Genomic DNA, 14,460 nt, shown 5'->3' on the forward strand with positions numbered 1-14,460 from the left:
TCCAAAACCACTCCTTGTTCTATTATAAATTGAAAATTTAATTAGTGGGGAATTTTTCCTGTACGAATCAGACTTTTACAATAAAAAAAGACTGCCATATTTCGGCAGTCTTAATCGATAAATTCAAATTGATATTCAAGAATTTTTACAATATCTCCGTCTACTGCACCACGTGCACGAAGGGCTTCATCAATACCCATTCCACGCATTTGACGAGCAAATCGGCGTACAGATTCATCACGTGAGAAGTCTGTCATTTTGAATGTTTTCTCAATATCATAACCAGAAATAACAAATGTACCATCACTTTCGCGTGTAATTTCAAAATTAGATTCAGATTCAAATTTGTACATTACACTTGCTTCAGATTCTTCTACATCATCGTACATTGGGAATTCTGGTGTTGTTTCTAATAAGTTCGCTACTTCAAATAGTAAGTCACGAACACCTTGTTTCGTTACAGCTGAGATTGGGAAAATTTTCACTTCGTCTCCCAATTTCTCTTTAAATGCTTGTAAGTTTTCTTCTGCGCCTGGCATATCCATTTTGTTTGCAACAACAACTTGTGGACGCTCAGTTAAACGCATATTGTATTCTTTTAGTTCACTATTGATTGTTACATAATCTTCATATGGCTCACGGCCTTCTAAACCAGACATATCGATAACGTGCACGATTACACGTGTACGCTCAATATGACGTAAGAATTGGTGTCCAAGTCCGACGCCGGCATGTGCGCCTTCAATTAGTCCAGGAAGGTCAGCCATAACGAAGCTGCGGTTATCACCAGTTTCAACAACACCAAGATTTGGAACGATTGTTGTAAAGTGATACTCTGCAATTTTCGGACGCGCTGATGATACAACAGATAATAATGTAGATTTACCTACACTTGGGAATCCAACAAGTCCAACATCTGCTAGCACTTTAAGTTCTAGCGTGACATCACGTTCTTGACCTGGTTCCCCGTTCTCAGCGATTTCTGGCGCTGGGTTCGTCGGTGTTGCGAAACGTGAGTTACCACGGCCACCGCGGCCACCCTTTGCGATTACAGCTGTTTGTTCATGCGTTACTAAATCGGCAAGAATTTCACCTGTTTTTTCATCTTTTACTATTGTTCCTGGTGGAACCTTTACGATTAAATCTTCAGATTTACGACCGTGCTGACCTTTACTCATTCCGTGCTGACCACGATCAGCTTTGAAATGACGTTGGTAGCGGAAGTCCATTAATGTACGTAAGCCTTCCTCAACAACAAAAACAACATCTGCACCTTTACCACCGTCGCCACCTGCTGGGCCACCCTTAGGTACATACTTCTCACGACGATACGCAACCATTCCGTTACCACCGTCGCCGCCTTTTACATATATCTTGACCTGATCTACAAACATTATTTCACCACACTTTTTTCGATTGGTTGTAATATAACTGAGACTTCTTCGTCTCGTACTGTATAAGAAATGGAATACCATTTATTGTTTTGGTTCGCAAGCCAATTCTGTAGTTCTTCTACACTCGTTAGCTTACCACGAAAATCAAAAAAGAAACGAGCATTCTCCGCGTCACATTCAATTGTGATACAAACATAATTTTCAACATATACGTCTAAACTATGCTGAAGCATTGAGAAAAATTGATTCGTCCATGTACATACAATCTCATCTAAGTGAGATAAGTTATGTAATTCCCCTAATACTTCGTACTCCAATAAGCACGGCTGCTGTTTCCAATTATATGTTAAAATCCACTCTGAAAATAAAGGCATTGATAGCCCTATCAGATTGGATTCTTGTCTCGCTTCTTGGACAAAACGATCGATGAGACTATGAATCTCTTCCACTTTTCCAAGGGAAAGGTTTCCTTTCACCATCTGCATACGATTGAGCCAATCATGTCTTGAATGACGCAATGCATCTATAATTGTCCATTTTTCATTCATTTAGATACCCCTTAATATAGAAAAACTCTAACCTGCACTCAGGTTAGAGTTTTCCGTGAGTTCTTATGCTTCTTGAGCAACAGGATATACGCTCACTTGTTTGCGGTCACGGCCAAGACGCTCAAAGCGTACTACGCCGTCAACTTTCGCGTATAAAGTGTCATCGCCACCACGACCAACGTTAACACCTGGATAAATTTTTGTACCGCGTTGACGGTAAAGAATTGAACCACCTGAAACCGTTTGACCATCTGCGCGTTTAGCACCAAGACGTTTTGACTGAGAGTCACGACCGTTCTTTGTACTACCTACACCTTTCTTAGATGCGAAAAACTGAAGATCTAATCTTAACATACGTTACACCTCCTGCACTTTTTCTATTAAACGGATATACTTTCCGTAATCAAGTTCGATCGTCTTAAGCGAAACAACCAATCCTTCTAAAAGTATCTGTGCTTTTTCTGCTATATGAACGTCTAAATCATTAGGCAATTCATACGTTAAGAATCCGCCATCACTTCCGAGTTCAATAGTTGCCTGCACATTACAAAGTTCTTCCACTGCATTTATAGAACCAAACACAACCGCTGTAGTTCCAGCACAGACAAGATCTTGTCCATGTGGCGCATAATTGGCATGTCCAGTCATTTTAAATGATTGGATACTTCCTAATTTCGTGCGACTTATCGTAATTTTAATCATGTTAACCTGAATTAAGCGTTGATAGCTTCAACAACTAGCTTAGTGTAAGGTTGACGATGACCTTGTTTCTTACGATTGTTCTTTTTCGCTTTGTATTTGAAAACGATGATTTTCTTAGCGCGACCTTGTTTTTCAACTTTCGCAGTAACTGTTGCACCTTCTACAACTGGGCTACCAACTTTAACGTTTTCGCCACCAACGAAAAGAACTTTGTCAAAAGTAACAGTTTCACCAGCTTCAACATCTAATTTTTCAATGTAGATTGCTTGACCAGCTTCAACTTTAATTTGTTTTCCACCTGTTTCGATAATTGCGTACATACTTGCACCTCCTCTTAATTACTAAGACTCGCCAAAAACGAGGTAGACATAAATGCCTTTAGGGAACCTGTCTTGTGCGGTTGTAGCATATAGCCGTTTAGGTGCTATAAACTATAACATAAAGATGTTATCATGAATCATAGACGGTTGTCAATAAATGTTCTACTAACTATTTTTTCCGTTCTACAATTTCTGTTTTACTTCCAAAACGGACAATTGCATACTTTTCGATCATATCATCTTTGAAATAAATTTCAAATGGAATATTTTTTTGTAATTCTTTTTGCAAAAATTGTTTTTGCAGATTTTTAGGTGCAGCGATTAATACTGCCTCATCCTCTATATTGCCATATGTGATTAGCTCTCTCTCTAACTCATACGCAATTGTTTCATATGACATCACATACCCCGTCGCTTTGCAAGGTACACATTCTTCTAGTAATACGTCGCGTAAAGAATGTTTCTTACGTTTACGTGTCATCTCCAAAATCCCTAACTCTGTAAAACCGAGCACTCTTGTATATGTGCGATCATTTTGCATAGCAGCCATGAGACTTTCTCTTACCTTTTCTTTATCTTCTCTTCTTTTCATATTAATAAAATCAATTAATATCATACCACCGATATCACGCAGTCTTAATTGACGTGCAATCTCTTCAGCTGCCACTTCATTTGTACGAAGGACTGTATCTTGTAAATTCTGTTTTCCAGTAAACTTGCCCGTATTCACATCAATTACAGTCATCGTCTCCATTTGTTCCACAATTAAATAAGCACCATTCGGGAGCCACACAATTTTTTGAAGTGCTTTCTCGATTTCACGCTCTATTCCAAAATGGTTAAACATTGAAGATTTTTCATTATAAAAAGATACTTTTTCTTTTCCGATCTTTTCTTCTAATTCTTTTACTATACTTCTTGTATCTACAACTACTTTTTCAATCGTTTCAATCGGATTCTCTTGGAATACACGATCTAAAAAGGTCGCTGGTCGATGAAGTAGTAACGGTGCCTTTCCTTGGCCCTCTTTTCTTTTTAGCTCTTCATATAACTGCTGTAACCTTTGCATTTCAGCTTGTATTTCTTCAATTTCTCCTTTTTCAGAAGCAGAGCGGAAAATATAACCTCCTGTCCCTTCTACCTCAATTTGGAGTAGCTGTTGCCTTCTTTTATTATTTTTTATTTTTCTAGAAACCGCACGCATTTCATCATATGGCATATAAACGACATATTTCCCGGTAAATTCTACGTTCGCCGTCAATTTCGGCCCTTTCGTATCAATTGCCTCTTTCACAACTTGCACGAGTACTGCTTGCCCTTCATGTATACGATAAGAAGATGGTACATCATCGTATGAAAGGTACGCATGTTTTTCTAAACCGATGTTTACAAAAGCTGCGTTCATTCCAGCAATCGTTCTTACTATACGTCCAACATAAATATGTCCAACAATCTCTTGTTCTTCATTTCGTTTCCATAAAAACTCAACAATTTTTTTCTTCTCTTCAATTGCAACGCGTTTTTCCGATCCTGCATAGTTCATATATAACGTTTTCAAAATTCTTTCCTCACTTTATAATCTTCTTTGCTTTTACAATAATAAAAGGTTAGTGCTATCGTCAACACTAACCGATTAATTCTTCAACAGATGAAGTTGTTCGTTTTTCAGTAAAATACGCATAGAGTAATTCATTTTCATCCAATGTGTAATGTTCTTTATATTTTCCATGGACGATAATAGAGTGCTTATACCCTCTACGAAATTTTGTGAATATCTTATATAAATGATCTTCTGATTGCACTTCAATAGGTGCAATCTTTTCAATTCCTCTTTTGTTCCCATAATAACGTTCTAATAAAAAACGCATAAAGGCATACTGTCTTTGTTTCCACTCTTGATATAACGACACCGCTAAAAATATGAGTAGTACCCACATCATAATATTGTTACTATTCCAAAGTAACTGCCACACTAGTATTACACCAAAAAAAACACATGATAATTTCATCATCTTTTCATGTGCTTGTAAATAAGGAAAACGATATGATAATACGTTAAACAATACTTTTCCACCATCAAGCGGCCAAATAGGTAGTAAATTAAATGCTAAAATAATTATATTATTCCATATAAAGAAATAATATAAATCCGCACCCAGCCAACCAGCTTCAAACACTATATAACCTACCAGCATCATCCAAATATGTTGTATAGGCCCTGCAATTACAACAACAAGTTCCTCTTTCAATGACTTATTCCCATGTTCCTCAAGCTCAGCCACACCACCAAAGGGTAAAAGTTGAATCTTTTTAATACGCCAATTGTAGTGTGCCGCCGCAAAAGCATGCCCAAGTTCATGGATAAGAACGATACAAAATAACAGTAGTAACTCTTTAAAACGTGCCGTAAAAATACCAATGACAATAATAACCCAAAACAACGGATGCACTGAAATCTTCGTTAAAACTTCTCTATATTTAATCAAATGAAATCACCTGAATCGGGTCAATAAATTTTTCATTCTTTTTTATCGCGAAATAAAACTTACCATTTTTATTATTTGCATCATTATTCACCGTTCCAATTTTTTGTTTCTTTGAAACGTAATCATATAATTTCACTGTCATGTCATTTAAATTCGCATACCACGATTCTGTTCCATCTGCATGCTGAATTTGAACCGTATTACCAAGTTCCTCTTTCTTACCTGCAAAAACAACTAGCCCTTCATTCACTGACTCAACAGTTGCATTTGTAGCTGTTTGAACAAATACACCTTGGCCATTTTTTTGAAACCCTTGCATCACCTTTCCAGAAGCAGGGATGGCATAATCTTTTTGCTGAATAGTTCCTTCTTTTTTCTCAGTAGGTGAATAAAATACGAGCGGTTTTCCAAACTGCTTTTCGTACCATTTCGCTACAGTAGCAAACTGAAATTCTTCTTTCATCACTTTTTCTGTAACAGCTTTAGCACCGTCGAAAGAAGAGGGTGCATTCTTATATAAAATAGCGACAGAAAGAACTAATATTGCTGATAACAAAACTTTGAAGAAAAATACTTCTTTTTGAAATAAAGGATGAATTTCCTTTTCTCCTTCTTCAATAAATACTGTTTCACTATCAAAATTCCCTCCAGCAAAATACTGTTCTTCCTCCATCCTTTCTTGCTCTGCTTTTCTTTTCGCAATCCGTTTTTTAATTTCTTCTACACGTCTATTCTTCATACTGTCTCCTTTCTTTCGTTAAGCTAATTTAAATAGAAACAGTTGTATACAGTTTGTACATATGTATGAGCTAAGAAAGGAAGATATTCGTGTGAAGAAAAAAGAAAGCACTTCGCATATGCGCGAAGTGCTTTTAACGGATTCCAAAGAAGTTTTTCACCTTTGTAAATACCGATACCTTTTCTTGTCCAAATGCTTGCAATGGTACATTCTCACCCAACAAGCGTCTTGCAATATTACGATAAGCTAACGCTGCTTTTCCGCTCGGTTGCAACGCTACAGGTTCACCTGTATTTGTAGCACGAATAACTTCATCATCATCCTCGACAACACCAAGAAGCTCGATTGACAATGTACGTACGATTTCATCAACATCTAACATATCCTGCTCATGAAGCATATGACTACGCACACGATTAATAACAAGTTTTGGTGGTTCAATATCCTCTTTTTCTAAAAGCCCGATAATACGATCCGCATCGCGCATCGAGGATACTTCTGGCGTCGTAACAACGATTGCTTTATCCGCACCAGCTACCGCATTTTTAAATCCCTGCTCAATCCCCGCAGGACAATCAATTAATATGTAATCATAGTCTTGACGTAATACTTGTATTAATTCATCCATTTGTTCAGGTGTTACCGCTGATTTATCACTCGTTTGTGCTGCAGGTAATAAATAAAGATCATCAAAACGCTTATCTTTAATAAGCGCCTGAGGTAAACGGCAACGCCCTTCAACGACATCAACAAGATCAAATACAATACGATTTTCCAGCCCCATTACTACGTCTAAGTTTCGAAGGCCGATATCTGTGTCAATTAAGCACACTTTCTTTCCAGATAACGCCAGGGCTGTACCAATGTTCGCAGACGTTGTAGTTTTACCTACTCCGCCTTTTCCAGATGTAATTACTATTGCCTCTCCCACAGCTATACAATTCCCCTTTCTAACTTTGTTAAATTAGGTCTAAGATGAGTGAGAAGTTGCAGTCGATCGACAACAATGTGATTGTTCTCATTAATATACGCACATTCTGCCGCCTCCGCTCCGTCTTCTTTCTCTTCCGGAGCCCGCATTGCCACATCACTAATTCGAAGTTGCATCGGGTTCATATCAGATGCAGCGATTACAGCCTCCGAATCCCCATAATACCCAGCATGCGCAATTCCTCTTAATGATCCTACGACAAAAATATTCCCTCCAGCGATAACCGTTCCGCCTGGATTAACATCTCCAATTAACAATAAATTTCCTTTTACATGTAAAACTTGTCCAGAGCGAACAATTTTGGAAATAGGGACAATTTCTGTTTCTTCTTTCCAAGCTATTGCTTCTGCTTTCGTGATAACATCACTTTCAATTGAATCCACAACAAGATTCTTTTTATTACGAATTAACGTACGAATCTCTTCTTGTTGGACTTCTGTTAAATAACGATTTCCCACTTTCACATGCACTTCAATTAAAGAGCGCCCATCACCATCATAGTAATGTGTAGAAAGCTTTTCATCCAATTCCTCCAGTAATTCAGAGAATGAACAACAATCATCTAAATGAAGCGTTATTCCGTCTTTTGTCCCTTTTATTGTTACATTTTGTTGCTTTTTTTCTTCCACTAAAGTTCACCCCACCGATTCAATTCGACATAAAATTAGAAAATCCTTTTTTCTTTTTCTTCCATCGCTTTTGAAAGACGCACTAAATATCGTCTCAGTGGGAAACAAACTATCAATAAGAAAATTGCATTTAGCAATAAAGTAGACAGGAGACGATCTGTGAAAAAGACATACGCTGACATATGAGTACGTCCTAACAAAGTTAAAAATCCATACACATAATACTCTAGTGCTACAATGCTAGCTAGTACAATAGAAGCAACAATAAATAAATTCAATTGTAGTATCTTCATCACACTATAAACTAAATAAGCTAAAATCGGATACGCAAATATATATATGCCGACAAGTTCTGTGTATACGGTATCAAATAAGAAACCAAATAAGAGTCCGTAATAAATCCCTTGGACCGGACTATAGTACACAGTAATAAAACATAACACAATTATAAAGAAATGAGGTGCTGCTATACTGTCTTTCCAAAAAACCTCTGTTGGAACAATAGTAGCAAACATATTTTCAAATAGAAAAACAAAAAGGAGCAAAAGAGGAAGAGCTGCTCTTTTTAGAATCTTCATCATCTCTTCTCCCCCTCCTATTCTAATGGCGCTGAAGGCGTTGCACGTTTAGCAACCATAATATGCTCTACGTCATTCAAGTCAGCGGCCGGTTTTACATAAGCTGTTTTTGTTAAGCCGTATGGATCTGGCTGAACATCAACGATTGTTCCAATTACAAGACCTTTCGGGAAAATATCACCAAGTCCAGATGTTACAACTAGTTGATCTTTTTTCACGTCTGCATCAGAGCCAATCTTTGTGAAAAGAAGTAAGTGCTTTTCTTTGTCGTAACCTTCAATCAATCCAAAGATCTTCTCATCACCTTGTACGATAGCAGAAACACGATTTGTTCGACTCATAGAGCTTAGCAATTCTACTGATGATGTAAACTGGGATACACTTTTCACTCGTCCAACTAGACCTTGTGAAGTCACTACAGCCATATCTTTTTTAATTCCTTGCTGTGCCCCTTTATCAATTCCAACTAAATCGTACCATTTATCTGGATTACGAGAAACAACAGTAGATGGAATTTCAGTATATTGGCTATTCAACTCTTTTTTACCCGTTAACTCTTGTAACTTCTTGTTATCATCTTCTAATTGTTTTACTTTCCCTGATAGACCTGCATAATTATCTAATTTTGCTTTTAATTCTTTATTCTCTTCATACGTGCGCTTTACATCCTCTACATTTTCGAAGAATCCAGCTACGTATTTCGCTGGCTTTTGGAATACACGTTCTACAACACCGACAGTGTCTTTAACAAACTGCTCTGGCCATGTTAAACTGTTCCGTTCTTTCAATGAGATTCCAATCAATGCCACGAGAAGAATAATACTAACTAACAAAACAATTAATCTTTTGTTTAAGAAAAACTGTGGCACGTTCACACCCTCTTAATTTCATTGATTTTTATTTTGCAATATTATCGAGCAGCAGTTTTGAAAAGATCGATATTGTCTAATGCTTTACCCGTTCCAATTGCTACGCAATCTAATGGATCTTCCGCAACAAGAACTGGCATATTTGTTTCTTCACTAATCACTTTATCTAAGTTACGTAGTAATGCTCCGCCGCCTGTTAATACGATACCACGGTCCATAATGTCTGCCGCTAATTCAGGTGGAGTTTTCTCTAACGTATTTTTAACAGATTCTACAATTGCATCTACTGTATCTTTTAATGCATCTGCAATTTCTTCTGGCTGAATTAGTACTGTTTTTGGTAAACCACTTACTAAATCACGACCGCGAATTTCCATAGGCTCGATACCTTCTGGCTCGCCTGCAGAACCGATTTCTAATTTTAATGCTTCAGCTGTTCTTTCACCAATCATTAAGTTGTAGCTTTTCTTAATGTACTGAATGATTGAATCGTCCATATCATCACCAGCAACACGAACTGATTGACTTGTTACAATACCACCTAAAGAAATGATTGCAACTTCTGTTGTACCGCCACCGATATCAACAACCATGCTACCAGTTGGTTCCCAAACAGGTAAGTTCGCACCAATTGCTGCTGCAAATGGTTCTTCAATTGGATAAGCGTCACGAGCGCCCGCTTGACGAGTCGCATCGATTACTGCACGTCTTTCTACAGCTGTAATACCAGACGGTACACATACCATTACGTAAGGCTTACGTGAGAAGAATCCATTTGATTTTTGAGCTTGTTGAATGTAGTATTTCATCATTGTTGCTGTCGTTTCGTAATCAGCAATTACACCGTCTTTCATCGGGCGAAGTGCCACAACGTTTCCTGGTGTACGACCAATCATTTGTTTTGCATCGCTACCTACAGCAACGATTTGTTTCGTATCAGTTTGTAACGCTACTACTGAAGGTTCACGTAAAACTACACCTTTTCCTTTTACATATACAAGCGTGTTCGCAGTTCCTAAATCTATTCCAAGATCGCGAGTAAAGCCACCAAATCCAAACATATTATTTATCTTCCTTTCTTGTTTTCACGGACTCATTTTTTCTTACTTTATATTATAAAAACAGTACGTTTTTTATATCTTTATCCTTTTTGTAGATAAATTTCTACAAAAAACTCATAAATCACATTATAAAACAAAATAAGTAAAAAGCATAGTCTTAAATATGACCTTTTTCCTTTAAACTCACGAATTTATGGTCGCCTATTATAATATGGTCAAGCACTTCAATTCCGATAATCTGGCCGCATTCTACTAACCGTTTTGTTACTTCAATATCTTCTCGGCTCGGCGTGGGGTCTCCTGAAGGATGGTTATGAAGACATATGATGGAGGCTGCTGCACGACGGAACGCTTCTTTAAAAACTTCCCTTGGATGTACAATTGATGTGTTTAAACTGCCAATGAAAATCGTTTGCCTATGTATAACTTGATTTTTTGTGTTCAAATATAAACATACAAAATGCTCCTGCTGCAGGAAGCGCATTTCTTCCATCATATATCTCGCACAATCTTCTGGGCTTCGAATGCTGTATCTATTTTGATATTCTAAACGTACCATTCTTCTACCGAGTTCAAAAGCAGCTATAAGCTGGGCTGCCTTTGCAATCCCAACACCATGTATACTGACAAGCTCTTCTAACGTTGCATCTTTCAACATGCGTAAACCATCAAAGTGATGTAAAATTTTATCTGATAACTTTAAAACTGTTTCTTCTTTAGAACCTGTTCTGAGTAAAACTGCAAGAAGCTCCCGATTTGATAGACTTCCAGCTCCTTCTAACAATAAACGCTCCCGTGGCTGTTCTTCTTTGACAACATCACGAATACCGTTCATTTCTCCACCCCTTTATTTGTTCTTTCAAAGAAAATCCCATGCAATTTTACGCATGGGTTATATCAATATTAAATTGTTTTAATTCCCGAACAAGACGTGAAATTGGTAAACCGACTACACTATAGTAATCCCCTTGAATATGTTGAACAAAAATAGATCCTTTACCTTGAATTCCATAACTTCCTGCTTTATCAAGAGGCTCTTTCGATGCAACGTATACGTCAATTTCCTCTTCTGTTAATTCCCAAAACGTAACTTCTGTACGCTCGTAAAAAGTGACTGTTTTGTCTTTTGTTATAATTGCAACACCAGTATACACTTCATGTGTTTTCCCTGATAATAATTGCAACATTTCTTTCGCCTCACCCTCATTAGAAGGCTTTCCAAGAATACGCGATTCATATGTAACAATTGTGTCTGCACCTAACACAATATGATCACTGTTATTTTCTGCTACTGCAGATGCTTTTTGCAGGGCAAGCGACATAACAATATCAGAAGGTGATGAGTACGCACCAATCGTCTCTTCTACTTCACTTACAATGATTTCAAATGGTACATCCGCTAACTCAAGCAGTTCCTTCCTGCGAGGTGACCCTGATGCTAAAATAATTTTTCTCATATTTTCTCCTTCCTTTCTCACATGAAGCAGAATCATTTACATCAATCGTATCAAAGGAATAGTTTGTCCACAAATGAAAGAAATATTATTTTCTCTAAATAAAATAATACTTTTTACTAAAATACGATTATATTCCTGCCATAGAGAAAGCATTTTGCTCTAAATTCAAAAGAAAAGAAAGAAGTACCTATACTTCTTCCTTCGTCATTTCATTATCCTATTATTTCACCTTTTGGGAAACAATTTTTTCATATGAAAGTATACCATCAATAATAACTTGATTTAATTTCGCCAAAGATTCCTTATCACCTTTTCCATCCTTCACTGTTTGCACAGCTACTGACGTATACATATACAATTTCTTTGCTTCTTCCTGCTTCATACTTTTTCCTTCTTTTTCAATTGCTTTCCACTCTTTTTCAATCGCACCTATATCTTTTGCATTACTTTTTCCACTAACTTGTACGCTGGAAGCATATTTTGCTAAATGAGTATATAATGGCTGTACTTTTGTTAAAAACGCCCCAACTTCTTTATCATCTTTAAGTAACGCTTTATCTGTTATATCCCAGTTCTTTTTCAATACGGAGACATTATCATTTTTATACTGCGTCATTAATTGATTTATGCCTTGTTCATCGCTAGCAACACCAACAACTAATGCATACTTATCACCGCTCGGTTTTAAAACTGCAACGCCTCCATTACCTTTCCACTCTTCAAGAGCGGCCTGTCCCTTTTCTTCGAAAGAATAAATTCCTCCTTGCACAAAAAATAATTTCATTGGATCTAATGACGTTCCTGTCTGTGCTTTTTGTTTTTCTTCTTTTGGTGCCGGTGTTTGTTCTGCCGTTCCGCCCACCTTTGATTCTTCATTTCGCATCTGCTTCGAAGCTGTTACTTCGCTTCCCCCTGTCGCACCTTGTCCTTTCAGTAACTGTAGCATTCCCATCCCAAACGCCGTACCAATAACAATTGCAGTTGCAACGATTGCAATTAACGTATTGCTCCACTTCTTTCGTTTTTTTTCCTTAAACACCAATTTCGCTTTTTGAAACGGAACAACGTTTTTCGGCCTTTCACTTTCTACTACCATCCATTCAAATTCATCTTTCTTCTTCTCCTCATACTTAGCTTCTGCTCCATTCACTTTCACTGAGATCGTTCGTGATTGCTTGTCCATACACTCACACCTCACCTCTTATCGTTGTCCGCATCATATCATATTCATTTCACAAAAAAACGAGATATTTGTCAGAGGAATTCGCCAAATAACCCTATATATTTATCTTATATGTATGCATTTGACTTCATTTGTAGAACAAAAAACTAGATAGCAAAGACTATCTAGTTTTTCTCGCGAATATATTTTCGAACTTCCGAAATGAAATAAAGAGAACCTGTTATGATAAAAACATCATTTTCTCCAATCATTTCAACCTTCGTATCAATTGCCTCTTTCCAATTTTCAAAAACTAATTTTGACTTTTTCTTTGAATACGATGCAAGCTTGTCAGCAGAAATAGCACGATCAAAGGCGAATGTTGTAAAAATAATTTCATCGGCAATGGTTTCTAATTGATCTACCATATTATGCAATTGTTTATCACCTAGGGCAGTAAATAAAACTATTACATTTTTATCTTTGTAATGTGATTCTACTGTTTTCACAAGACTTTCGATACCTTCTGGGTTATGGGCACCGTCTATAATAATATCTGGATTGCTTTGCAGTTTTTCAAATCGCCCAATCCAATACGCTTCCTGTAATCCAGTTCTTATTTCTTCTTCCTCAATTAAAAATGATAAGTATGTTTTGACATACATGACTGCCATAAGTGCAAGTGCTGCGTTTCCTACTTGGTGAATACCTTTCATTGAGATTCGCACATCTTCAAAGCTGGCAAAGGGACAAGTGAAATCGAACTGTTCTCCATCTTCACTAGACTGTTTATGTAACGCTGTAAAATGCTTGCCCATCTCGTATAAGTTTGCATGATTTTCCTTTGCAACTTTTTGAATGACTTGCAATGCTTCCTCATCTCGTACACCAGTAATAACTGGAACACCAGATTTAATAATCCCCGCCTTTTCATATGCAATTTCTCCTAGTGTGTTCCCTAAAATATGCATATGATCGTGGCCGATATTTGTAATAATCGTAAGAACAGGATGAATAACATTCGTAGAATCAAAGCGCCCTCCAAGCCCTGTTTCAAATAAAACAACATCACAGAAATTAACTTTACCGAAATAACAAATTGCCATAACAGTAATAATTTCAAACTCAGTCGCTTCCCCTAAATCCGTCTCATCTAGTTTTTCAACGACTGGCTTTACCATCTTTACAAGTTCAGTAATCTCTTCATCTGCAATTGGTGTCCCGTTCACACTAATACGTTCGTTAAATGTTTCAATATATGGAGAGGTAAATGTTCCTACCTTATACTTTGCATCTTCTAACATGTAGCGCATATATGTTAACGTTGAACCTTTTCCATTTGTGCCAGCAAGATGAACACATTTTATGTGACGCTCTGGATTTCCAAGCTCTTCTAGCATCCATCTCATTCTTTCTAATCCTGGTTTAATACCAAACTTCAATCGGCTATGAATCCACCCTATCGCTTCTTCGTATGTATGTATCACGTATGCTTTCCCCTTTCAAAAGACAACCTTCATACTC

17 protein-coding genes and 1 other annotated feature are annotated in these 14,460 nt (G+C 37.2%); all 17 genes read right to left on the minus strand.

The features are described 5' to 3' along the window. Window positions 1-110: 110 nt before the first annotated feature. A complete protein-coding gene (obgE, locus tag NHG49_RS22530; protein ID WP_000497117.1) occupies window positions 111-1,394 on the minus strand; it encodes a GTPase ObgE in 1,284 nt (427 codons plus the stop codon). Beyond that, window positions 1,394-1,942 carry a sporulation initiation phosphotransferase B gene (locus NHG49_RS22535; protein WP_064474697.1) on the minus strand — a complete coding sequence of 183 codons (549 nt, stop codon included), beginning with the start codon at window positions 1,940-1,942 and terminating at the stop codon, window positions 1,394-1,396. The genes obgE and NHG49_RS22535 overlap by 1 nt, the downstream gene beginning before the upstream one ends. Window positions 1,943-2,005: 63 nt before the next feature. Further along, window positions 2,006-2,296 (minus strand): 50S ribosomal protein L27, encoded by a 291-nt coding sequence (rpmA, locus tag NHG49_RS22540; RefSeq protein ID WP_000944957.1) that lies wholly within the window; start codon window positions 2,294-2,296, stop codon window positions 2,006-2,008. Between the two features lie 3 nt (window positions 2,297-2,299). Then, on the minus strand, window positions 2,300-2,644 hold the full coding sequence (locus tag NHG49_RS22545) for a ribosomal-processing cysteine protease Prp (protein ID WP_240368376.1): 345 nt from the start codon (window positions 2,642-2,644) through the stop codon (window positions 2,300-2,302). A gap of 11 nt (window positions 2,645-2,655) precedes the next feature. After that, window positions 2,656-2,964, minus strand: a complete 309-nt coding sequence (gene rplU, locus NHG49_RS22550) for a 50S ribosomal protein L21 (protein ID WP_000270907.1) — start codon at window positions 2,962-2,964, stop codon at window positions 2,656-2,658. A gap of 14 nt (window positions 2,965-2,978) precedes the next feature. Then, window positions 2,979-3,056: a sequence feature (ribosomal protein L21 leader region), on the minus strand. 77 nt (window positions 3,057-3,133) lie between these two features. Beyond that, on the minus strand, window positions 3,134-4,522 hold the full coding sequence (locus NHG49_RS22555) for an Rne/Rng family ribonuclease (protein ID WP_064474696.1): 1,389 nt from the start codon (window positions 4,520-4,522) through the stop codon (window positions 3,134-3,136). A 67-nt stretch (window positions 4,523-4,589) separates the two neighbouring features. Then, window positions 4,590-5,450, minus strand: coding sequence for a stage IV sporulation intramembrane metalloprotease SpoIVFB (gene spoIVFB, locus NHG49_RS22560; protein WP_064474695.1), 861 nt, complete (start codon window positions 5,448-5,450; stop codon window positions 4,590-4,592). After that, a complete protein-coding gene (gene spoIVFA / locus NHG49_RS22565) occupies window positions 5,443-6,189 on the minus strand; it encodes a stage IV sporulation protein SpoIVFA (protein WP_064474694.1) in 747 nt (248 codons plus the stop codon). The genes spoIVFB and spoIVFA overlap by 8 nt, the downstream gene beginning before the upstream one ends. A gap of 133 nt (window positions 6,190-6,322) precedes the next feature. Next, on the minus strand, window positions 6,323-7,120 hold the full coding sequence (minD, locus tag NHG49_RS22570; RefSeq protein ID WP_064474693.1) for a septum site-determining protein MinD: 798 nt from the start codon (window positions 7,118-7,120) through the stop codon (window positions 6,323-6,325). Between the two features lie 2 nt (window positions 7,121-7,122). Beyond that, window positions 7,123-7,809, minus strand: coding sequence for a septum site-determining protein MinC (gene minC, locus NHG49_RS22575; RefSeq protein WP_064474692.1), 687 nt, complete (start codon window positions 7,807-7,809; stop codon window positions 7,123-7,125). 35 nt (window positions 7,810-7,844) lie between these two features. Beyond that, on the minus strand, window positions 7,845-8,390 hold the full coding sequence (gene mreD / locus NHG49_RS22580) for a rod shape-determining protein MreD (protein ID WP_000975757.1): 546 nt from the start codon (window positions 8,388-8,390) through the stop codon (window positions 7,845-7,847). 14 nt (window positions 8,391-8,404) lie between these two features. Next, window positions 8,405-9,256, minus strand: coding sequence for a rod shape-determining protein MreC (gene mreC / locus NHG49_RS22585; RefSeq protein ID WP_064474691.1), 852 nt, complete (start codon window positions 9,254-9,256; stop codon window positions 8,405-8,407). A gap of 41 nt (window positions 9,257-9,297) precedes the next feature. Beyond that, the gene (mreB, locus tag NHG49_RS22590; protein WP_000466737.1) at window positions 9,298-10,317 is read right to left on the minus strand and encodes a cell shape-determining protein MreB; all 1,020 of its coding nucleotides are present in this window, start codon (window positions 10,315-10,317) and stop codon (window positions 9,298-9,300) included. 157 nt (window positions 10,318-10,474) lie between these two features. Further along, a complete protein-coding gene (gene radC / locus NHG49_RS22595; protein WP_001013378.1) occupies window positions 10,475-11,152 on the minus strand; it encodes a DNA repair protein RadC in 678 nt (225 codons plus the stop codon). Window positions 11,153-11,198: 46 nt separating this feature from the next. After that, window positions 11,199-11,774 carry a Maf family protein gene (locus NHG49_RS22600; RefSeq protein ID WP_064474689.1) on the minus strand — a complete coding sequence of 192 codons (576 nt, stop codon included), beginning with the start codon at window positions 11,772-11,774 and terminating at the stop codon, window positions 11,199-11,201. Window positions 11,775-11,994: 220 nt separating this feature from the next. Beyond that, window positions 11,995-12,957, minus strand: a complete 963-nt coding sequence (locus NHG49_RS22605; RefSeq protein WP_258126527.1) for a stage II sporulation protein B — start codon at window positions 12,955-12,957, stop codon at window positions 11,995-11,997. Window positions 12,958-13,121: 164 nt separating this feature from the next. Then, entirely contained in the window at window positions 13,122-14,423 is a 1,302-nt protein-coding gene (locus NHG49_RS22610; protein ID WP_088048067.1) for a bifunctional folylpolyglutamate synthase/dihydrofolate synthase, read from the minus strand. Between the last annotated feature and the right edge of the window lie 37 nt (window positions 14,424-14,460).

Origin of the sequence: Bacillus sp. IBL03825 (assembly GCF_024712505.1) — a bacterium.
Classification (GTDB): Bacteria; Bacillota; Bacilli; order Bacillales; family Bacillaceae_G; genus Bacillus_A; species Bacillus_A wiedmannii.